The 21,633-nt window shown below is 47.4% G+C and carries 17 protein-coding genes; 10 read left to right on the top strand and 7 right to left on the bottom strand.

Annotated elements, in window-relative coordinates; translation table 11 throughout:
• The first annotated feature begins 245 nt into the window (after positions 1 to 245).
• From GWG06_RS27060 to GWG06_RS27045, 4 genes are all read left to right on the top strand, one after another.
• Positions 246 to 815 carry a hypothetical protein gene (locus GWG06_RS27060; RefSeq protein WP_160717499.1) on the top strand — a complete coding sequence of 190 codons (570 nt, stop codon included), beginning with the start codon at positions 246 to 248 and terminating at the stop codon, positions 813 to 815.
• Position 816: 1 nt separating this feature from the next.
• A complete protein-coding gene (locus tag GWG06_RS27055) occupies positions 817 to 1,470 on the top strand; it encodes a hypothetical protein (protein WP_160717497.1) in 654 nt (217 codons plus the stop codon).
• Positions 1,449 to 2,258: a sensor histidine kinase gene (locus GWG06_RS27050; RefSeq protein ID WP_127040416.1), complete on the top strand. Its 810-nt coding sequence runs from the start codon at positions 1,449 to 1,451 to the stop codon at positions 2,256 to 2,258. Before GWG06_RS27055 ends, GWG06_RS27050 begins: the two co-directional genes overlap by 22 nt.
• Positions 2,259 to 2,385: 127 nt before the next feature.
• Complete coding sequence (locus GWG06_RS27045) at positions 2,386 to 3,057, top strand: response regulator transcription factor (protein ID WP_127040419.1); 672 nt, start codon at positions 2,386 to 2,388, stop codon at positions 3,055 to 3,057.
• A gap of 11 nt (positions 3,058 to 3,068) precedes the next feature.
• Here GWG06_RS27045 and GWG06_RS27040 read toward each other — a convergent pair whose 3' ends face one another.
• The 7 genes from GWG06_RS27040 to GWG06_RS27010 form a co-directional block, all read right to left on the bottom strand.
• A complete protein-coding gene (locus tag GWG06_RS27040; RefSeq protein ID WP_160717495.1) occupies positions 3,069 to 3,509 on the bottom strand; it encodes a YqgE/AlgH family protein in 441 nt (146 codons plus the stop codon).
• A 256-nt stretch (positions 3,510 to 3,765) separates the two neighbouring features.
• Positions 3,766 to 4,260, bottom strand: a complete 495-nt coding sequence (locus GWG06_RS27035; RefSeq protein WP_160717493.1) for a DUF3237 domain-containing protein — start codon at positions 4,258 to 4,260, stop codon at positions 3,766 to 3,768.
• Between the two features lie 219 nt (positions 4,261 to 4,479).
• Entirely contained in the window at positions 4,480 to 4,926 is a 447-nt protein-coding gene (locus GWG06_RS27030) for a GNAT family N-acetyltransferase (protein ID WP_160717491.1), read from the bottom strand.
• A 29-nt stretch (positions 4,927 to 4,955) separates the two neighbouring features.
• Positions 4,956 to 5,696: a YggS family pyridoxal phosphate-dependent enzyme gene (locus GWG06_RS27025; protein WP_160717489.1), complete on the bottom strand. Its 741-nt coding sequence runs from the start codon at positions 5,694 to 5,696 to the stop codon at positions 4,956 to 4,958.
• Complete coding sequence (locus GWG06_RS27020) at positions 5,693 to 6,415, bottom strand: AAA family ATPase (RefSeq protein WP_127043602.1); 723 nt, start codon at positions 6,413 to 6,415, stop codon at positions 5,693 to 5,695. The genes GWG06_RS27025 and GWG06_RS27020 overlap by 4 nt, the downstream gene beginning before the upstream one ends.
• Positions 6,416 to 6,480: 65 nt before the next feature.
• Positions 6,481 to 6,711: a thioredoxin domain-containing protein gene (locus GWG06_RS27015; RefSeq protein WP_127043601.1), complete on the bottom strand. Its 231-nt coding sequence runs from the start codon at positions 6,709 to 6,711 to the stop codon at positions 6,481 to 6,483.
• A 176-nt stretch (positions 6,712 to 6,887) separates the two neighbouring features.
• The gene (locus GWG06_RS27010) at positions 6,888 to 10,100 is read right to left on the bottom strand and encodes a zinc-dependent metalloprotease (protein ID WP_160717487.1); all 3,213 of its coding nucleotides are present in this window, start codon (positions 10,098 to 10,100) and stop codon (positions 6,888 to 6,890) included.
• A gap of 205 nt (positions 10,101 to 10,305) precedes the next feature.
• Here GWG06_RS27010 and GWG06_RS27005 point away from each other — a divergent pair, with 205 nt between their 5' ends.
• The 6 genes from GWG06_RS27005 to GWG06_RS26980 form a co-directional block, all read left to right on the top strand.
• Entirely contained in the window at positions 10,306 to 11,652 is a 1,347-nt protein-coding gene (locus GWG06_RS27005) for an endonuclease/exonuclease/phosphatase family protein (RefSeq protein ID WP_160717485.1), read from the top strand.
• 641 nt (positions 11,653 to 12,293) lie between these two features.
• On the top strand, positions 12,294 to 12,812 hold the full coding sequence (locus GWG06_RS27000) for an RNA polymerase sigma-70 factor (protein ID WP_127043598.1): 519 nt from the start codon (positions 12,294 to 12,296) through the stop codon (positions 12,810 to 12,812).
• A 52-nt stretch (positions 12,813 to 12,864) separates the two neighbouring features.
• Positions 12,865 to 13,071, top strand: a complete 207-nt coding sequence (locus GWG06_RS26995) for a hypothetical protein (RefSeq protein ID WP_160717483.1) — start codon at positions 12,865 to 12,867, stop codon at positions 13,069 to 13,071.
• A gap of 558 nt (positions 13,072 to 13,629) precedes the next feature.
• Positions 13,630 to 14,592 (top strand): PorP/SprF family type IX secretion system membrane protein, encoded by a 963-nt coding sequence (locus GWG06_RS26990; RefSeq protein ID WP_127043596.1) that lies wholly within the window; start codon positions 13,630 to 13,632, stop codon positions 14,590 to 14,592.
• A 15-nt stretch (positions 14,593 to 14,607) separates the two neighbouring features.
• Positions 14,608 to 16,734, top strand: a complete 2,127-nt coding sequence (locus GWG06_RS26985) for an OmpA family protein (RefSeq protein ID WP_160717481.1) — start codon at positions 14,608 to 14,610, stop codon at positions 16,732 to 16,734.
• A gap of 23 nt (positions 16,735 to 16,757) precedes the next feature.
• Positions 16,758 to 21,633 (top strand): hypothetical protein (locus tag GWG06_RS26980; RefSeq protein ID WP_202183134.1); only part of this gene is annotated, 4,876 nt, incomplete at its 3' end.

Below are 21,633 nucleotides of genomic sequence, written 5' to 3'. Positions count from 1 at the left end.
ACTGTTTATCGCCTACTCTATACGGTTTTCGGCATTCCCGGCTGATTACCTCGTCCATCAGTCTTCACAAAGTTGCGCTGATTTCTTCCCGCCGGTAAGAGGAGAAATAAGTGTTTTTCAAAACAGATATAAATACCTGTTTTGAAAAACAATACAGGTATTTATACCCGTTTTCCGAAAATAAAATGTGTTTAATTTTGCGTCCGTGTAATATCTTGTACCACCAATCACCTCAAACAATACTTATGAAACAACGCCTGTTCCCTTTTGCACTGCTGCTCATCATTGTTGCGGCTATGGGATGTAATCGCCCGTCACCTGAAAAAACGAATCCTGCCGCCACCATAACCACCAATGATTGCGGGCAGGCTACAGACAGCGTTAACCGCGTGATGGCCTCCTGGAGTGTGGCGCAGGAAGATATGGCGGCCTACGAAAAGTTGTGTAAATCCCATGGAGAAGAAATACCGGTTAAAGGTTATACTATCCGCGCGGTAGACCTCCTGGCCGCCATGGGTATGCCGCCGGAGCTGGCAGATTCTCCGGATTGCCGGTTCAAACATATCCGCGTATATATAGGTTACCGGAAAAAGATGGGATTCAAGTTATACATCTCCCCTGTAGATGGCGCCTGTTTAAAAGGCAGCGATCCTTCAAAATGGCAGGCAGGCATGGATGTGCTGCTGGACAAACACGCCAACCCGGTGCCGGCTGGTATTGACACTCCCCGTCTTACCTCGCTGAATACCTATGTGCTGGATCTAAATGCCCCCTGTCCTAAAACCTGCCCGGAACCACCCTTACAATTCCGTTAACATGATGAGCTTCCCCGAAATTATAATCATAGTATCCCACCTGCCTATACTGCTGGCAGTGGTATTTGCCGCCATACAGTATAAAAAACTGGATCATCCGCTGCAGGTATTTTCCTGGTTTATTTTTCTGTCCGGAGTTATCCAGTTCGCCTCCCTGGCATGCTGGTTTGCCGGTAAAAATAATATGCTGCTGCTGCACATATATGTGGCAGCAGGATTTGTTTGCCTCGCATGGTTCTATAAAACACTGCTCAGCGGGTTCATCAACGCAGGAATAATATGGCTGATAACCATATTGTTCCTGGTTTTCACCGCTGTCAACTCTATCTTCATCCAGCCGGTTGATACCTTCAACTCCAATGCCTTAACAGTGGAGTCGGTACTCATCGTTATACTGGCGCTATTCACGTTCAGATTTTTCCTGAGTGATATTGTGAAAGCCACCAGCGGCCATCATATCAAAAGCCTTAACTGGATCAATGCCGGCCTTTTCATTTATTATTCTTCCGGCATGCTGATCTTTTACTTTGGCGCGGCCATCATCCGTATCTTCAGCAGGGATCACAATCTGTATACCTGGATATTTCATTCCTTTTTCTCCATTGTTATGTACACCTGCTTTCTTATTGGCTTATGGAAACGATCAATGAACTGAATTTTTTAGATGCATTGCTGCCGCTGGCCGTTGTGATATTCATCATCGGTACGGGCGTGGTACTGCTGAATCTTCATTTCCAGAAAAATCTTTCGGTTCAGAAACTTAAACAGGAAGCGTTAAAGAACATCTATCAGCATGAACTGCTCCGTTCAAATATCCAGGCGCAGGAAGAGGAACGCAAGCGGATAGCGCACGACCTGCATGATGAACTGGGTGCTGTGCTGTCTATCATGCGTATGCACCTGATGGTGCTGGAGCAGCAAAGCACTAACGGCAGCGGGCACCTGCAGGATGGCCTGCTGAATGTACGCCGGCTGTCTGAAACCGCGCTGGCCAGCATCAGAAGTATCAGTCACCAGCTCATGCCGCCGCAGCTGGAATCTTTCGGGTTGCTTGCCACGCTGGAATCTGTTACAGAACAGATAAACAAAACCGGTGAGATTACAATTGAGCTGTCCGGCAACGGCTATACAGAAGAACTACCCTGGCTTGTAAACCTGGGCCTGTTCCGCATTCTGATGGAACTGATTAATAATACACTGAAACATGCCCATGCCGGATGTATAAAAATACATTTTCTCCGCCGCGGCCCTTATCTCATATGCCGGTATAATGATGACGGGAAAGGACTTCCTGCCGACATCACCGGAAAAGGGCTGGGCCATAAAAGTATTGAAGGAAGGGTAAATGCGCTGGCCGGAAAATTTGAAATGGGGAACAGCGCTACCGGTGGCTTCTTCGCCACCATTCAGTTGGCTTTAAAGGATACTGCGGGTATGGGTTGAAACAATTGCGAATTACGAATTACGAATTGCGAATGAGGAGCGGAGATAATTGCGGATGATGAATTGGGAATGAGGAGTTTCGAATGAGGAGCGGAGATATAAGTGAGGAAGTAAATTTTGTTAGTGTATGAAAACAAATATACATATCGGTCTGGTCGAAGACCAGATCCTTTTCAGGGAAGGTATGAAAGCCATCATTGGTACGTGGCAGCACATGGAAGTGGTATTTGAAGCTGCCGACGGTTATTCCGTATTGGATAAATTATCCGGAGGCACGGTTGTTCCGGATGTAATGCTGGTAGACCTTTCCCTGCCGCCTGATGGCAACCGGGAGTTTAGCGGCCTGCATGTAACACTGGCGCTGACAGCTGCATTTCCCGACATGAAAATTCTTATTTTATCTGTTCATGATGATGATAATTTTATTACCCAGCTTATTGAAAGCGGTGCTCATGGCTATCTGGTGAAGGACAGTACTCCGCATGAAGTACAGGAAGCCATTACAGCGGTATATTACAAGGGCAGCTATATCAATGAGCGCGCATTGAAAGCCTTGCAGCATAAGATGTTTAAAAGATCGAAAAACAGGCAGGTCAATGTACCCATTACCCGGAGAGAAGAAGAAATACTACAGCTGGTGTGCAGACAGTATACCGCGGAGGAAATAGCCCAGGAGCTATATATCAGTGTAAAAACGGTGAACGGCCACCGGAACAATCTATTGCAGAAAACAGGCTCCCGCAATGTCACCGGCCTGGTATTATATGCGATCAGAAATAATATTGTAACCCTGGAATGATGCCCGGCCTGTTAGAACAGCCGGCCTTCATCCAGTATGGTCCAGCTGCCTTCTGCTATTTCTGCTTCCAGCTCCTGCGAATCCCAGCCGCAATATCCGATAAATATTCTCATGTCGTTTGCTGACAGGGTGTGGTTATTCATATGCATCACCGCTGCTTTAAAGTCGCCTCCCAGGTAAATATTGTCCGTTATCAGTTCGCCATCAGGTATCAGATCCGGCCGCCGGTGAACGAAATAAAGATGCTCCTTATCTACAGGCCCACCATCATAGAGCGTAAACGGCACACTGTGTCTGAACTCTTCCAGCTCGTTGAATTTACGGAGAAACTCCCGGTTAATGACAAATCCCAGCGCTCCCTGTTCATTGTACGATGCGATGAAGAGTATACTTTTTTCAAAAAAGGTATCATCCAGTAATGAGGTGCTGCGTATAAATGTTCCTGCCTTCATGCTGACCGTTAAGCTATTTAAGCCTGAAAGTACACATCAAAACGGGATTTTTAAATTTAATTTACCAGATGGAGCTTCCTGGATTACCGGGATGAGCTTCTACCTGTTTTTCACGGTAATCAAGGAGAACAACCGCGTTATACAGCCAATGCTATATTAAACCACAAAAGAGAGGGAAAGGTAATGATGGAATAACGGATCCAGGCTTTCGGAAACACTATTATTTCAGGTACAGGTTATTGCTGCTGACAGCTTTTTACTTAATGGCATAAATCCGGTACGCAACTTTACCAGGGCCGGGGAGGCGGCCTACTCCTACTGCCACGGTATGATTCAGCCAGGCGTATTTGGGTGCATTGGTTTCAAAGGAAACAGCTGTTCTGAAGTAATCATCAGCGGGAGCAGCACTTTTGCCATTTGAGTGTTTAAATCCGGAATAGGTAACGTAGATAAGCGCATCATCATCTGTTTTAACGGTGGCGCGTACATCTATCTTAAAGGTATTGGAGTCCAGCACCAGGCCCCAGTCTGCGCCGGATTCCAGTATTTTACCATTTACCTTATCCCCTTTTACAGCACCTCCCTTGAAAGGATAAATGGTTCGTGTACCCTTCAGTACCTGACCTACCTGCTGTGCCGGATTCAGATCTATCTCCAGGTCAAGCAGGAATTCGGATTTCAGTTCCTGTGCGGATCCCCGTTGCAGAAAACAAACAGCACTCACGAACGTGACGAAGAAAAATTTTTTCATACTACCTTTTTTTAATTAAATGATGTGACGTAAAAAGAAAAACGGAAACGATTTAGCGTGCCATAAATATAATAAAAAGTAATTACGAATTACGAATGATGAATGGCGAGTGAGGAGCGAAGATTAAAGCAGATAAAGAATTATCTTTTCGCTTTAATCTTCGCTCCTCACTCGCCATTCATCATTCGTAATTTGTAATTCGTAATTCGTAATTACTTTTTAAGCCTTCCACCAGTTGTAGTAATTATGGTCCTGGTCTATCTCAAAGCCGGTTCTGGGGTATAGTTGGTTGCCGATGGCATTTGTTTTTTCAGTTTCCAGCAGGAGTCCGCAGGCATCGGTTTCATCGCAGAAGGCTTTACATCTGTCTATGATCATGACGGAGAGGCCGCGGCCGCGGTAGGCGGGGTCTACAAACAGGTCGCTCAGTAGCCACTGGCGTTGCAGTTTTTTGTAGTGAAACAGCGGGTAGAGCTGTGCAAATCCGGCGGCTTTGCCATCTACCAGGGCCAGGAAAGTATCAGATTCTCCGTTGGCAATTCTTTCCCGCAGGAATTCGCGGCTTCGTTCCAGGTCTGAAGGCTGGCGGTAAAAAATCCGGTAGCTGTTGAATAATGCTGCGAACTCGTCGAGATGTTCCATGCCTGCTTTTACAATTTGTACCATTTCTTATGATTTAGCGTTTAGGTCGGTAGTTAGCTTACGGTCGCGGATTCGTTCCAGTAGTAGCTGTCGGGCGTAGGCCGTTGCCCGAAAACGGCGGTGCCTACCCGCACGATGGTAGCGCCTTCTTCGACGGCGATTTCCAGGTCGCCGCTCATACCCATAGACAACTCCTTCATATCCACATCCGGGATCCCGGCGGCGATCACCTGTTGCCGCAGGGAGCTGAGTAACCGGAAGCAGTGGCGTACTTTCCCTGTATCGGTACTCAGCAGCCCGATGGTCATCAGTCCTTTTATTTTCAGGGTAGTCAGCTGCGATACCTGTTCCACGAGCTGCAACGTTTCTTCCGGAAGGACGCCGAATTTGCTTTCCTCCCCGGAGGTGTTCACCTGTATCAGTACATCCAGCTGTTGGTTTCCGGTCAGCAGTCGCTGATGGAGCTTTTCCGCCAGGTCGCGCCGGTCCAGCGACTGCAGGCAGGTGACGTTATATTTTAACAGTTCCCTGATTTTGTTGGTTTGCAGGTGGCCGATGAAATGATTTTCGTGAGGTATCTCTTTTAATGCATCATACTTCTCCTTCAGCTCCTGTATTTTGTTTTCGGCGATCAGCGTATGGCCTGCCTGCAGGGCCACGCTGATACGTTCAGCAGGTACGGTTTTGGTGGCCAGCAGCAGCTTTACACTGTCTGTGCTCCGGTGGCTCCTGATACATGCCTGTTCTATCCTGCTTTTAATCTTTCTGATATTATTTAACACATCGTCACTCATATAGTGGTGTTTTGTGCGGTCGCTTCCAGATGCGCTATCAATGCAGCCTTTACCTGGGTATAAACATCATCTTTGGCTTCTGCGAAGGAAATATCCATCTTCCGCCGGATGTGCCGCATATGCTCCGGAAAGCGGGCCAGCAGGGTATCATAATAATTATTGAGTTCTGCTGCTCCGGGCATTTCAAACGGTATGTTCAGCTGAAAGCGGCGCAGCAGTGCTTTGTCGATGATGTGCGCGTGATTGGTAGCGCAGATGAGCAGGGACTTTTCCGGGTAATAGTCGATCAGCTGAATCAGTGTATTCACCAGCCGTCTCATTTCACCCACATCTCTGTCATCGCTTTCACGGGCTTTGCCTATCTGGTCAAATTCATCGAGGAACAATACCGCGTTATCCCGGCCGGCTTTATCAAATACGGATTTTATGTTCTGGGAAGTTTCGCCGATACGCGCACAGATGATATTGCTGAGATTCAGAATAAACAGGGGCTTCCCCAGGGCATGGGCAATGGCTTTGGCTGTGGTGGTTTTACCGCATCCGGAGCTGCCGTGCAGCAGTACTTTATTGTTGACCGGCAAGCCATACTGCTGTAGCGCTTCCACGTAATAGTGTTCTTTTATCAGCAGTTCTATGGACCGGCGGTTGTCTTCGTGCAGGAAAACATGTTCCAGCAGAACAGGTTCCTTATCCTTAATAATCAGATCATAAACAGTCATGCAGTTGGCTGGTTTAAAAAGATGAATAATTACACCTGATGAGCTGCTGCCACCAGGTGTATATTTTACTTCAGGTCAGCAATGGACGCCCCAAAGTTAATGTGTAATACATTACCATTGGGTAAAACCAGGGCCGGTACAGATCTGACGCCCGCTTTCTCCGCTGTTTCAATCTTTGATCTGTCACTGCCCAGGTGAACAACATCCACTTCCCTTTCAGGGATCAGGGTTAAGAGATCCTGCTCTGCGCTGACGCATACCGGACATCCTGCATGATAAAAAACTGCTTTTGCCATGATTTGAAGGTTTTGTTATTGCATGATTGCGACTCAAAAGTAGGCTACCTGTGGATGAGATATATGGGCCAGATTATACAAAAGGGAATGGGCCAGTTACAGGCAGCCGGTCTTCAAATAAAAAGCCAGCGCCCCGGAAGGCACTGGCTTTACTGTATCGGCTTCTCTCTTTGTCCTTATTGCTTAATGATCTTCTTCACATATACTTCTCGCACGCCATTCTTCACCCGCATAATATAAATACCTGCAGGCAATGCAGAAATGTCCAGTTGTGAGTTAGCCATGCTCACCTCGCGGAATAATACCAGGTGGCCTTTGGTATCAAACAGCCTTACATCTGCTTTTCCTTTGAATCCTGTCAGGTTAAGGTTCATGATGTTGTTAACAGGGTTCGGGAATACTTCTACTTTCTCTCCTTTTTCTGCAAATTTCTCTTCATTTTCTTCTGCGATATCATTGCCACGGGTGGCTGTACCTAGCTGTACACGCAGTGTGTAGCAGGTAGTAGCGCTGCTGGCGCCGCTGTAACCATATACCTGTGCATAATAGGTACCCGGAGCAACGGTTCTGCTGATGGTTTCATTGCTGGTACCGGCGGCCTGCGAAATGGCAACCTGTGATCCTGCGCTGTTCAGCAGTTTCAGGTCATAATCGCCAGGCAATGTACCCAGCGTGATGGTAATAGTGCCACGGGTAGTGATCACAAACTTATAGTGATCTACGTCGCCGCTTGGGTTGATAAGACCGGTAACATCTGTATTAAACGGAATGGTGGCGGCGCCGGCGGTAGTGCCATTGGTAGCATTATCCAGGGTGTTGGCGCAACCGGAAGAAGTCAGGGTAGTGAATTGTGCGGTAGCATAGGTGCTGTTTCCGCCGGAGCAGTTGGTTCTTACTCTCCAGTCATATAAAGTGGCTGATGTCAGGCCGCTTAAATTAACGGAGGTGGCAGTAGTGCCGGTGGCGGCACTGGTCCATGTACCGGAAGCATTGGTTTTATAATCCACGTCGTATGATACGGCGCCGCTTACAGCCCCCCAGCTAACGGAGGCGCCGCTGGCAGTTACGCCTGTACTGTTTAAGCCGGCTGGTGCGTTACAGGTGCCTGTTGAGGTAGTTGTAAACTGCGCAGCGGAATAAGAGCTGCTGCCGCTGGCGCAATTGGTTCTAACCCTGTAATCGTAAACAGTTCCTGTTGTAAGGCCGGTGAGGTTCGCAGACGTAGCGGTAGTTGCAGTAGCAACGTTGATCCATGCTGAAGAAGAAGTGGCTTTATAATCCACATCATAGGATACAGCGCCGCTGGCAGCTGTCCAGCCTATGGTAGCAGTAGTGGTGGTGATAGCAGATGCTGTTAAGCCACCCGGAGCAGCACAACCGGAACCGGAGGTAATGGTGAAGTTGGTATTGGAAATATCAAAGAAGATGTTTCCTACAGCTTCTACCTTTATCCTGGCAGTGGTAGTGGGTGTATTGGGAATGGTTACGGCTTCGCTGCCATCATTGGGTGTACTGGCTACCAGGGTGCTGAAGGTAGTGCCACCGTCTGTAGAAATGGAGATTTTCACGTTGGCGCAGCTGACAGGCGCGGTAGTGCTGTTGGCTACATTCCAGGTAATGTTCTGTGAAGAATTACCTGCCCATGATACATTGGTGTTGGGAGATGTCACTGCAAAAGGCCCGGATGTATTGCTGACAGTTACCGTCATATCCGCGAAATTGGTCTGGCCTACGCTTACAGGTGCTACTGCACTGAAGGGAGCATTATCTCTTACTGTGAAGCGGAAGCGCAATGTTCTTGAAACGGAACTCAGCGCTTCAGTGTTGGCGCCTGCATCGCCACCGGGGAGCGGACCGGAGATCAGTCCACCGGCAAGGATGGTAGCCAGTTTCGGGAAATATCTGACAGGAGAAGTGCCAGGTGCGTATGAAATCCAGTTAGGACCAGATGCTTTGGTAGCACTGGCCACGCTGGCGGAGCCGGTCTGTGCTGAAGTGGCATTATCATTCTGCTCCCAGGTGTATGTCAGCACATCGCTGGCATTGGCATCAGTAGCAGTGCCGGTAAGCGCAAACGGTGTACTGATCGGGATAGTAAAATTACCGCCGGCATTGGCAACCGGAGTAGCGTTATTGGCAGATATGTTGATCGTTACCGGGCAGGTTTTGCCAGCCAGATTAGCCTGGATCTGTGCTATAGATGCAGCATGATACATATCAATGGAATGCGGGGCAAGATCCTGGCTGGTAATACCGGCATAACCCATAATGGTAATACCGGATCCGGGTTCCACATTCACGCCGGTGCCTTCATTGCTCATGGAGAAAGTATGGTTGGCGCCCAGCTGGTGGCCTACTTCATGTACTACATAATCGATATCGAAATTATCTCCCTGGGGAATATTATCTGCCGGGGAAGTAAATCCGCTTCCTTTTGAATTATCGACACAGATACAACCGATACATCCTGCGTTACCGCCGCCGCCGGATGCGCCGAAGAGGTGACCTATATCATAGTTGGCAGCGCCGATAACAGAATTCAACGTGTTCTGCAACTCGCTGTTCCACGCACCACCTGCGCCGGAGCTGGCGGCAGAATACGGATCGGTGGAGGGATTGTAATAAAATACATTGGTGTTGCCGGAAACGAGATTCAGATGGATAGCCAGATCTCTTTCGTAAATACCATTACAACGGGTAAGGGTGGCATTCACGGCGGCAAGTACCAGTGATACCTGTGATGCGCTGGTAGCGCCGAAATAATTGGAGTACTCTGCTGTTACTGACTGCGCCAGCCGCAGTATTTTCAAATCGCCGGTTGACCTGGCAGTAACGTCGGGCAACTGTTTGCTGATATCAGCAGCCATCTTATGTTCAGGCGTAGAACATTTCCAGGGTAAGGTCTTCGGGTGTTTTTTGAAGACCATATACACCTTGTGGTCAGCAGAATAAGGTTCAATAAACTCATTCGCTTTTCCGGCCCTGAAAACCGTTGTTTGTATCCCCTGCGGAGAAACACTCAACTTTAAGGTGGCATGTTGATCGGTAATGCCTTTTCCCGAAAACGCCCTTATTTCCGGGAAACGCGCCTGCAAGGCAGGATCAAAATTGGATGCCTCTGAAATTTCAAACTGTTCCAATTCTCCGTCAGCATTGGGCAGGGAGATAATTGTTGAACGCGTGATTGCTCTGCCAACCGTTTTGAATGCTTCGCTTGTGAAGGGAGTCAGATTCAGGTCAAACAATTTGAATTCAGTAGGAGCTGCAAGCCTGGCAACGGCTTTGTCGGTGGTAATTCTGGCGGCATCTGTATGTGGCCTCCAGTAATCCTGGGCAAAGGATAGGGTACTACACAACATGGCTGTTGCGAGGAGTAAAACTTTTCTCATTTTGAAGCTTAGATTTAATGGTTAAAAAATGCTCTCTTCAATAAATTTAGTTGAACTCTCTGCGGTTTAAATTCCACTGTGTAAAAACGAACAGGAAACTTTTAAAATCTTTCATTAACTTATATGCTGATATTATCAGTGAACAAAAACATCCTTTCAATTGAAAATCATTATGCACAGCCCACATTTCCAACACCTTTTCCCGATGAAGCAACTGTTACTGCGTGCAGCCCTTCCTGTTATGGTAACCTTTTCAGTATCTGCCTGTTCCAAAGTTCTGGACACGGGAATCACCTCAAAAAAAACGGCGCCGGCACACACAGAGCTGCAGGCGGATAATGTCAGGACTACTACTTTTAAAGTATTGCAGCTCAACACCTGGATGGACGGCAAACTTGACCTGGTAGCCGACGAAATAGCGGCCAGAGAGCCGGATTTCGTCACATTCTCCGAAACACAGGATGCCGCTAACTTCCATACTAATATGGAGAATAAGTTAAGGGCCAGAAACCTGACTTACTTCGGCGGCCCGGGAAGGAATACTTCCGTTATCAGCAAATACCCCATCAAAAGGTATGAACAGGTATACGGCAGTTCATTTACCAGGCTGATAGCCGTTATCGATGGCCGGGAGGTGGCCGTTTACTCCGGGCATCTGGACTACACCCATTATGCGTGTTATTATCCAAGGGGGTATGATCCGGTTAACTGGAGCGAATTATCTGCACCGGTGACAGATAGTATCCGCATCCATAACATGAACATGGCATCTACCAGGGATGAAGAGATCGCAGCATTTATTACAGCAGCACGGAAAGATATAGATTCCGGCAGGATTGTTATACTAGGCGGCGATTTCAATGAGCCCTCCCACCTGGACTGGACCCGCGCCACCCGCAACATGTTTGACCATCATGGTGTAATCATGCCCTGGACCACGACTACAAGCCTGGCCAATGCCGGCTTCGATGACACCTACCGGCTGCTTTATCCGGATGAGGTAAATTATCCCGGGTTCACCTGGGTTTACCAAAGCGACTGGGCGCCCAAAGCTGATGAGCGGGACAGGATCGACTATATCTTCAGCTCCAGGGATGCCGGCCTGTCTGTAACAGATGGGTATATCGTCGGGCCTAAATCTTCTATTGTAAGACACGTGCTTACGCCTGAAAACACCATGGATAAATTCAGTGAACCGGTAGGTACCTGGCCTTCAGATCATAAAGCACTGATGACGGTTTTTTCTCTCAAAACCACGGTTACAGCCACTATCAGCACCAATAAAAAGCAGTATGCAAAGGGAGAAACGGTAAGCATCAGTTTTACCAACAGCTCTGCCAACACCAATGCCTGGATCGGTATTTATCAGAGCGGCAAAACACCGGGGGCCCAATATGCAGATGCCTGGAAATATACCAACGGAGCTACTGCCGGTACCATGACGCTGACCCTGCCGGCAGACAAGCCCGCCGGGAATTACTATGTGGCCTGTTTTAAAGATAACGGGTATATAGAAACCGCGGCCAGGGTTACTTTCAAGTATGGCCAGTAAATGAATATCCTGCAATATTTTTCATAATAAACCAAAGGCATGTAAACGTTGTGTTTACATGCCTTTTTTGTTGATACCGATAACCGGATTTCCGCACTCAACTCCGTATATACATTACATTTATACCTGCTTAAAAACTTATGTAAGGATGACTGACCTCCGGCGGAATAGCCATCCACTGCATGTTACAACACATTTATATTTACTTTTCACAAGTGATTAACAAAATACACACCTGATATAATAGGGGGCTGGTGAATACAGGGACGTTAATAAATAAAAGTGGAGTAAGCACGATGCATATTCCCGGATTATATTATATTGCCGGCCAAAAGGGGGAAACAGCCGGATGCATTGTTGTTAATCGTAAGGCCTGACCAATGTTTGAGAATTAAACTATTGACAGAATGGATGTTTTTACACAGTGAACTTTATTTCGCTGCTGGCTGGCGTATACTGCCAAAAGGGGGATCATTTATTTACTGAACTTGTTGACTTCAGGATTGTTTCCACTGAAACTATTTATTGTTTACCCACGCTGATGCAGAGCGCTGGCGTAGCTATGATATACTATTATCTAAACCCGGGATTTCCCTGTTATGCTATTGCAGGCGGGGAAGTGCATGAACGTTAACTAAACTATGGCAGCGGATCAAAATAAGCTGGACAGTGAGGAATTTGACAATCACTTCAGAGAACACTACAACTGGTTATGCTATTGTGCGGTAAAAGTCACCAAAGACATGGATGTTGCCCGTGACCTGGTACAGGATTTTTTTGTTTATTTCTGGACCAACCGGGACCGGCTCCAGATTGAAGGATCTTTTAAATCCTATGCGTCGCGGGCTGTGCTGAATATTGCCGTATCTCATATGAGGCATACCAAAATCAGGGAAGAGAATAATTCGGCTATCGCCGGAGAGGAAGCTGACAACAGCTTTGATACCGGCACTGCCCTGCAGGAGCAGGAGTTCCGCATCAGCCGTCTTTTTGAGGCCATCAATGAATTACCCGAACAGCGGAAGCGTATTCTGATTATGCACCAATTCGGCAAACTCAAATATGCAGAAATTGCAGATAAATTAAGTCTGAGTAAGAACACTGTTAAAACACACCTGAAACTGGCATATAAAATTCTGCGGGAAAATCTTGATTATTAATTTGTAATTTGCAGAATCCTCAAATAACATTTCACCAAAACCAATCTTTATATTGAAAACTTCTGAAACAAACCAGATTAACTGGAGTGCGGTCATAGCCTACCTGGAGAGTGGCGGTCAGGGTGTTACACTTACACCGGAAGAACAGGAGATTGCCGCAGCATTCGCGGCGTGCAGGGATAATCCATTCCTGTCTGCCTCCCTGTGCATACCAACGGAAGATGACCTTCGCAGACTGAAATCCCGTACCGGCCAATAAAGGCAGCGTTCGCTTATGGCATAACCAGAACGGATAAACGATTTTAATCCGGATTTATAAAAAAATAACAATCCCCGCAAATCATCTGCTGCAGATGATTTGCACTATATCTTCCTTCAAAAGGGAAAGGCTGACAGAAATTTTCTTCTAAAAAATCTTCTCTTTCATTCACCCCATTTCCTTCAAACAGTTACTTAATATCAGTATTGCTATTGCTTACCGGACTTCATCTGTATTACGCCTCTTTAGGATGTATTGTCAATGCAGTTCCCGTAGTTAACCAATTCTGCCCATATCCTTTCTTTATATCCGGTAACACCTGGTGGCTGACAGTCACCAGGTTTATCTGAATTAAGGAAAGGTGTGCCGTTTGTCCCTGGTCCCTCCCTGCTTATGATCACATTGCCTGCTGACTATTCAGCGAAGGCCCCTGGCCTGTATACAGCAATGACTCCATAAAGTATTGACCATTTATTGAAAACTTGTTGCCTGCTCTGCGTCCCCCTGCGCGGACAGGGAATTCCATGCTCTCAGTGTTCACCTTAATGTGTATCCGATATGAAGTGTAAAATTCTACCCGACAAGTTATTTTTGTTTCTCCGGTTATCCCTCCTGCTGTTGCTGCCACTGCTGAAAACAATGGTTGTCTGCGCCCAGCAGGATGCCATGTTCTCACAGTACATGTTCAATACGCTGGCAGTGAATCCCGCCTATGCAGGCAGCCGCAATGTGTTGAGTCTGACTGCCATGCACCGTAATCAGTGGGTGGGCATGAAAGGCGCTCCTAAAACCACTACATTTTCCGCAGATATGCCTACCTGGAATAATAAGCTGGGACTGGGGTTCATCGCCTTCAACGATGAGATAGGCGTAACAAAATCAACCGGTTTCTATGGAGTGTATAATTACCGTATCCGGTTTACCGGCGGCGGTACGCTGGCGATAGGGCTGCAGGGAGGTGTTACAAATTACAAAGCCAATCTGGCGGGGGTAAGCCTGAAAGACCAGAATGATCCTGCCTTTGCCAATAATATCAATTCCTTTCTGCCTACTTTCGGCGCCGGTGTATTTTACAGTACAGATAAATTCTATGCAGGCTTTTCCGCTCCCAATATCATCAAAAGTTATCTCAGAAAAGATGTATACCTGTATTCTTCGGAGTTGATTGCCCAGAAGTTCGAACATATGTTCCTGATGGCCGGGTATGTTTTCGATATGGGCAATGATATAAAACTGAAACCTTCCTTCCTCGTCAAATATGTGAAGGGCGCACCGATACAGGCAGATATCAACACGCAGGTATGGCTGAAAGATGTCATCAGTGTGGGTGGCTCCTTCCGCACAGATAAAAGCGGAGCTATACTTACAGAGATACAATGTACGCCTCAGTTCAGGCTGGGATATTCCTATGACATTTCCAACAAATCGCTGGCAGCCTATAACCGTGGTTCACACGAAGTCATGATACGATACGAATTCGGCTTTGAGAAAGGCAAGGTATTATCACCCCGCTATTTTTAATCCATACTGAAAACTATGAAATGCTATATCATCCTTGCAACATCCCTGCTGCTGTTGTGTATCAATGCCCGCGCACAGACGGCCTCCCGCCTGCTCGGCAGGGCGGACAAGGCCTATGCAGCCATCAGATTACCGGAGGCTATGCGCTATTATCTGCAGGCTAATGCCAGGGAACCCGGCAATCAGTATACCATCCGGCAGCTGGCGCTGGTAGCGCAGGAGCTGAAATATTACCGGGAAGCGCTGCATTGGTTTGAAAAAACAGATTTCAATCAGGCGCCTTCCTCCTGGCTGTTACTGTATGCACAGGCATTATCCGGCAATGAACAATATGAAAAAGCAGATAGCTGTCTGCGGGCCTATCAGCGCCGGACCACCTCTTCCGGTCACTATAATTTTCAGCCGCCGGACCGGCTGTTCCGTGATTCCGCCTGCTGGCAGATAGATTATTTGTCTGTCAATTCAGCGCTGGATGAGTTTTCCCCCTGCATGTACGGCCGCAACCTGGTGTATGTCACCAACCAGCAGCTGCCTACTGCCGTGAAAAGAGTGGACCTGCATAATGAACGGCCGTTTCTGCAGTTGCGGATGGTGCCAGATACCGGCATTATCACGTACAGGGATATACGAACATTAGATACCAGCCGGGGTACAGACCTGCTGTACCGCTATATTGTAAACGATGACGATACCAGGCCCACCAGCAATGACAGCCGCACCACCGGCATTTACAGCATCCGTACAGCAGGCTGGAAAGGTATACATCGCCTGAACTGGAATAACGGCGTCAATATCTTCGGAAAAAATATAGCCACCCGTTACAATGAAGGCCCGGTAACGTTCTCACCGCTTTTTGACACTGTATATTTTACCAGGAATAATTTTACAGGAGGCAGTTTCAGGAAAGATTCCCTGGGGCTGAACCGCCTGAAGATCTACCGGGCCGTTTACCGCAATGGCGGCTGGATACAGATTACGGAGCTTCCGTTTAACAGCGGCAGGTATTCGGCCGCGCATCCGGCGCTTACCCCGGACGGCCATACCTTATACTTTGCTTCAGATATGCCCGGCGGATTTGGCGGGAAAGATATTTATTATGTTACCAGACAAACAGATGGCAGCTGGAGCGCGCCGGTGAATGCCGGTCCGGCGGTTAACACTGCCGGAGATGAGGTATTTCCCTATGCAGACAATCAGCAGCATCTTTTCTTTTCGTCCAATGGACGCACGGGTTTGGGCGGGCTCGACATTTACCGCATAGCGCTGGTAAACAACATAATCACGGGAGAAGCCGTCAACCCGGGCTATCCGCTGAATACCTCCAGAGACGATTTTGGTATCTGGTGTACGCAGGATGCCACCGGGTTTCATGGGTTCTTCAGTTCCAACAGGTATGGCGATGATGATCTGCTGCGATTCCGCTGGCGGCAATTATCACTGCAGTTAACCGGCAGCGTATTTAACCGTATCACCGGTTTACGGCAGGCCGGTGTCACGATCTCCTTGCGCAGCACCGACCGGCAACAGGATACCCTCACCACGCATACCGGCAATTTCAGCTGGCAGCTGCAACCCTCCACAGATTATGAGGTATGGGTAGCTGCCGACGGAATGAAAAAACAGGTGATTCCATTCAGTACTAAAGGCATTACGAACGACAGCATCATTCATTACGACATACAGCTGGAACCATTTCCGGAAGCGGCTTCCGGATGGCGCCGGCATTGCGACTCCCTGAAAAAACAATATACCGTACCGGACATCTATTTCCATCTGGACAGTTACCAGATCAGGGAAGATGCGTTACCTACGCTGCAACGTTTATCAGTCTTGCTCCGGCAGGATAGCACCCTGACGCTCATTATACGCTCCTACACGGATTCCAGGGCGAGCACCCGCTACAATAACCGGTTGTCTGCACAGCGCTCTGCCGCCGTAGCCGGATGGCTGGAGCAGGCAGGTATAGCCGGCAGCAGGCTCAGAAGGGAATATTTCGGGGAAACCAGATTGAAGAACAACTGTGCCGATCAGGTGCCCTGCCCTGAAAGTCTGCATCAGCAGAACAGACGAACTGAATTCAGCATCGTAAAAAATGGTACAGACATCCTGCTGGAATGCGCGGGAAGCCAAACAGAACATTGATTTACCGGATAAAGATCAACGATATGAAATTGAAATTATACACACTACTGACCTTTCTTTTATTATTCACCCTGATCGCCGGGGCACAGGTGGGCATAGGCACCAATAGCCCCCACCCTGCCGCCGCGCTGGATGTAACCGCCGCTGACAAAGGTATACTGGTACCGCGGGTAGCATTGCGGGATGTTTCAGACCCGTACCCTGTAAGTGTTGCCCCGGCAAATGGCCTGTTGATTTTCAATACGGCCGCCAATGTCAGGGGTGGTAACGGCAGTGGGTTTTATTACTGGAGAGCTGCCACTGATGCAGGAATTACTGCCCGGTGGGTATTCATTGGCGGTGATTTTGTAACAGAGATTATCAATAACAAAGTATTGAGAGATTCCATTATTAATCTGATAAGAAACTCCGGCGCTGCTATGCGTTCCCGTACCAACAAGTTACTGGTGGCAGGGGGCGACAGCAGTGTATTGAAACCGGTATGGCTGGATATCAATATGCAGGCGTTACTGACGGACACCACTTTCAGGGATACGGTTATCAGTATCATACGTGGTAAATCCATCAAAGCGGATAGTGTGGGCCGGCGCGGATTTATTGATCTGTATGACGGTAACGGCAATACGTTGGCAAAGGCAGACAGCAGTGTATTAAAGCATTTCAAAATCGGTATTAACAGTAAAGGATTCAGGGACAGCACCAGCATCGTTGTACTGGACTCTCTATCCCGTGGCCGCATCCGGGACAGTATTATTCAAATTACCGGAAGGTCTACCAGAGACAGCATCATCAAAAGCACCGTATTCAGAGATAGCATTTATACCAGGCTGCAAGGGAAAGCAGACAGCGTGGGTAAACGCGGATTCATTGATCTATATGATCTAAACGGTAATGCACTGAGCAAAGCTGACAGCAGCGTATTTAAGCACTTCAAAATTGGTATCAACAGCAAAGGGTTCAGGGACAGCACCAGTACCGTTGTACTGGACTCCCTATCCCGTGGCCTCATCCGCGATAGTATCATTCAAATCACCGGAAGATCTACCAGGGACAGCATCATCAAAAGCACCGTATTCAGAGATAGCATTTATACCAGGCTGCAAGGAAAAGCGGACAGCGTGGGTAAACGTGGATTCATTGACCTATATGATCTTAACGGTAATGCACTCGCCAAATCTGACAGCAGCGTATTTAAGCACTTCAAAATTGGTATCAACAGCAAAGGTTTCAGGGACAGCACCAGTACGGTAATACTCGATTCCCTTTCTGCCGGCCGTATCCGCGATAGCATCATTCAGATAACAGGTAGAACAACAAGAGACAGCATCATCAAAAGCACCGTATTCAGAGACAGCATTTACACCAGGCTGCAAGGGAAAGCAGACAGCGTGGGTAAACGCGGATTCATTGATCTATATGATGTTAATGGTAATGCACTGAGCAAAGCTGACAGCAGCGTATTTAAGCACTTCAAAATTGGCATTAACAGCAAAGGGTTCAGGGACAGCACCAGCACTGTAGTACTCGACTCCCTTTCTGCTGGCCGCATCCGCGATAGCATCATTCAGATAACAGGTAGAACAACAAGAGATAGCCTTATCAAAAGCACCGTATTCAGAGACAGCATTTATACCAGGCTGCAAGGAAAAGCAGACAGCGTGGGTAAACGCGGATTCATTGACCTATATGATCTTAATGGTAATGCACTGAGCAAAGCTGACAGCAGCGTATTTAAGCACTTCAAAATTGGTATCAACAGCAAAGGGTTCAGGGACAGCACCAGTACAGTTGTACTTGACTCCCTATCCCGTGGCCGCATCAGGGACAGTATCATTCAGATAACCGGAAGATCTACCAGGGATAGCATCATCAAAAGCACCGTATTCAGAGATAGCATTTATACGCGCCTGCAAGGAAAAGCGGATAGTGTAGGTAAACGCGGATTCATTGATCTATATGATCTCAACGGTAATGCACTGAGCAAAGCTGACAGCAGCGTATTTAAGCACTTCAAAATTGGCATTAACAGCAAAGGGTTCAGGGACAGCACCAGCACGGTAGTACTCGATTCCCTTTCTGCCGGCCGTATCCGTGACAGCATCATTCAGATAACAGGTAGAACAACAAGAGACAGCATCATCAAAAGCACCGTATTCAGAGATAGCATTTATACCAGGCTGCAAGGGAAAGCAGACAGCGTGGGTAAACGCGGATTTATTGATCTATATGATCTCAACGGTAATGCATTGAGCAAATCTGACAGCAGCGTATTTAAGCACTTCAAAATTGGTATCAACAGCAAAGGGTTCAGGGACAGCACCAGCATCGTTGTACTTGACTCCCTATCCCGTGGCCGCATCCGGGACAGTATTATTCAAATCACGGGTAGATCTACCAGAGACAGCATCATCAAAAGCACTGTATTCAGAGATAGCATTTATACCAGGCTGCAAGGGAAAGCAGACAGCGTGGGTAAACGTGGATTCATTGACCTATATGATGTCCATGGTAATGCACTGAGCAAAGCTGACAGCAGCGTATTTAAACACTTCAAAATTGGCATCAACAGCAAAGGGTTCAGGGACAGCACCAGTACCGTTGTACTTGACTCCCTATCCCGTGGCCGCATCCGCGACAGTATCATCCAGATCACCGGTAGATCTACCAGGGATAGCATCATCAAAAGCACCGTATTCAGAGATAGCATTTACACGCGCCTGCAAGGAAAAGCAGACAGCGTGGGTAAACGTGGATTCATTGACCTATATGATCTAAATGGTAATGCACTGAGCAAATCTGACAGCAGCGTATTTAAACACTTCAAAATTGGCATCAACAGCAAAGGGTTCAGGGACAGCACCAGCACGGTAGTACTCGATTCCCTTTCTACTGGCCGCATCCGTGACAGCATCATTCAGATAACAGGTAGAACAACAAGAGATAGCCTTATCAAAAGCACCGTATTCAGAGATAGCATTTACACCAGGCTGCAAGGAAAAGCAGACAGCGTGGGTAAACGTGGATTCATTGATCTATATGATGTTAATGGTAATGCACTGAGCAAATCTGACAGCAGCGTATTCAAGCACTTCAAAATCGGCATTAACAGCAAAGGGTTCAGGGACAGCACCAGCACTGTAGTACTCGATTCCCTTTCTGCTGGCCGTATCCGTGACAGCATCATTCAGATAACAGGTAGAACAACAAGAGATAGCCTTATCAAAAGCACCGTATTCAGAGACAGCATTTATACCAGGCTGCAAGGGAAAGCAGACAGCGTGGGTAAACGCGGATTCATTGATCTATATGATCTAAATGGTAATGCACTGAGCAAAGCTGACAGCAGCGTATTTAAGCACTTCAAAATTGGTATCAACAGCAAAGGATTCAGGGACAGCACCAGCACTGTAGTGCTCGATTCCCTTTCTGCCGGCCGTATCCGTGACAGTATCATCCAGATAACAGGAAGAACAACAAGAGATAGCATCATCAAAAGCACCGTATTCAGAGATAGCATTTATACCAGGCTGCAAGGAAAAGCGGACAGCGTGGGTAAACGTGGATTCATTGACCTATATGATGTTAACGGTAATGCATTGAGCAAATCTGACAGCAGCGTATTTAAACACTTCAAAATAGGTATCAACAGCAAAGGGTTCAGGGACAGCGCCAGCACTGTAGTACTCGATTCCCTTTCTACTGGTCGTATCCGTGACAGTATCATTCAGATAACAGGTAGAACAACAAGAGACAGCATCATCAAAAGCACCGTATTCAGAGATAGCATTTATACCAGGCTGCAAGGAAAAGCAGACAGCGTGGGTAAACGCGGATTCATTGATCTATATGATCTCAACGGTAATGCACTCGCCAAATCTGACAGCAGCGTATTTAAGCACTTCAAAATCGGCATTAACAGCAAAGGGTTCAGGGACAGCACCAGCACTGTAGTACTCGATTCCCTTTCTACTGGCCGTATCCGCGATAGTATCATTCAAATCACGGGTAGATCTACCAGAGACAGCATCATCAAAAGCACCGTATTCAGAGATAGCATTTATACCAGGCTGCAAGGGAAAGCAGACAGCGTGGGTAAACGTGGATTCATTGACCTATATGATGTTAACGGTAATGCATTGAGCAAATCTGACAGCAGCGTATTTAAACACTTCAAAATTGGTATCAACAGCAAAGGGTTCAGGGACAGCACCAGTACCGTTGTACTTGACTCCCTATCCCGTGGCCGCATCAGGGACAGCATTATCCAAATAACAGGAAGAACAACAAGAGATAGCCTTATCAAAAGCACCGTATTCAGAGACAGCATTTATACCAGGCTGCAAGGAAAAGCAGACAGCGTGGGTAAACGTGGATTCATTGACCTATATGATGTTAACGGTAATGCATTGAGCAAATCTGACAGCAGCGTATTTAAACACTTCAAAATTGGCATCAACAGCAAAGGGTTCAGGGACAGCACCAGTACTGTAGTACTCGATTCCCTTTCTGCCGGCCGTATCCGCGATAGCATCATTCAGATAACAGGAAGAACAACCAGAGACAGTCTCATCAAAAGCACCGTATTCAGAGACAGCATTTATACCAGACTGCAAGGAAAAGCAGACAGCGTGGGTAAACGCGGATTCATTGATCTATATGATCTAAACGGCAATGCACTCGCCAAATCTGACAGCAGCGTATTTAAGCACTTCAAAATAGGTATCAACAGCAAAGGATTCAGGGACAGCACCAGTACCGTTGTACTTGACTCCCTATCCCGTGGCCGCATCCGCGACAGCATCATCCAAATAACAGGAAGATCTACCAGGGATAGCATCATCAAAAGCACCGTATTCAGAGATAGCATTTACACGCGCCTGCAAGGAAAAGCAGACAGCG

It is taken from the genome of Chitinophaga solisilvae (assembly GCF_009928525.1).
In the GTDB taxonomy this organism is placed as follows: Bacteria; Bacteroidota; Bacteroidia; order Chitinophagales; family Chitinophagaceae; genus Chitinophaga; species Chitinophaga solisilvae.
This window is presented reverse-complemented; position numbering and strand designations above follow the sequence as displayed.

What these genes read in the sequence shown, in the direction of transcription:
- GWG06_RS27060 (WP_160717499.1), top strand. Translation starts at nt 246, where the DNA reads ATGAAACAACGCCTGTTCCCTTTTGCACTGCTGCTCATCATTGTTGCG.
- GWG06_RS27055 (WP_160717497.1), top strand. Translation starts at nt 817, where the DNA reads ATGATGAGCTTCCCCGAAATTATAATCATAGTATCCCACCTGCCTATA.
- GWG06_RS27050 (WP_127040416.1), top strand. Translation starts at nt 1,449, where the DNA reads ATGGAAACGATCAATGAACTGAATTTTTTAGATGCATTGCTGCCGCTG.
- GWG06_RS27045 (WP_127040419.1), top strand. Translation starts at nt 2,386, where the DNA reads ATGAAAACAAATATACATATCGGTCTGGTCGAAGACCAGATCCTTTTC.
- GWG06_RS27040 (WP_160717495.1), bottom strand. Translation starts at nt 3,509, where the DNA reads ATGAAGGCAGGAACATTTATACGCAGCACCTCATTACTGGATGATACC.
- GWG06_RS27035 (WP_160717493.1), bottom strand. Translation starts at nt 4,260, where the DNA reads ATGAAAAAATTTTTCTTCGTCACGTTCGTGAGTGCTGTTTGTTTTCTG.
- GWG06_RS27030 (WP_160717491.1), bottom strand. Translation starts at nt 4,926, where the DNA reads ATGGTACAAATTGTAAAAGCAGGCATGGAACATCTCGACGAGTTCGCA.
- GWG06_RS27025 (WP_160717489.1), bottom strand. Translation starts at nt 5,696, where the DNA reads ATGAGTGACGATGTGTTAAATAATATCAGAAAGATTAAAAGCAGGATA.
- GWG06_RS27020 (WP_127043602.1), bottom strand. Translation starts at nt 6,415, where the DNA reads ATGACTGTTTATGATCTGATTATTAAGGATAAGGAACCTGTTCTGCTG.
- GWG06_RS27015 (WP_127043601.1), bottom strand. Translation starts at nt 6,711, where the DNA reads ATGGCAAAAGCAGTTTTTTATCATGCAGGATGTCCGGTATGCGTCAGC.
- GWG06_RS27010 (WP_160717487.1), bottom strand. Translation starts at nt 10,100, where the DNA reads ATGAGAAAAGTTTTACTCCTCGCAACAGCCATGTTGTGTAGTACCCTA.
- GWG06_RS27005 (WP_160717485.1), top strand. Translation starts at nt 10,306, where the DNA reads ATGAAGCAACTGTTACTGCGTGCAGCCCTTCCTGTTATGGTAACCTTT.
- GWG06_RS27000 (WP_127043598.1), top strand. Translation starts at nt 12,294, where the DNA reads ATGGCAGCGGATCAAAATAAGCTGGACAGTGAGGAATTTGACAATCAC.
- GWG06_RS26990 (WP_127043596.1), top strand. Translation starts at nt 13,630, where the DNA reads ATGAAGTGTAAAATTCTACCCGACAAGTTATTTTTGTTTCTCCGGTTA.
- GWG06_RS26985 (WP_160717481.1), top strand. Translation starts at nt 14,608, where the DNA reads ATGAAATGCTATATCATCCTTGCAACATCCCTGCTGCTGTTGTGTATC.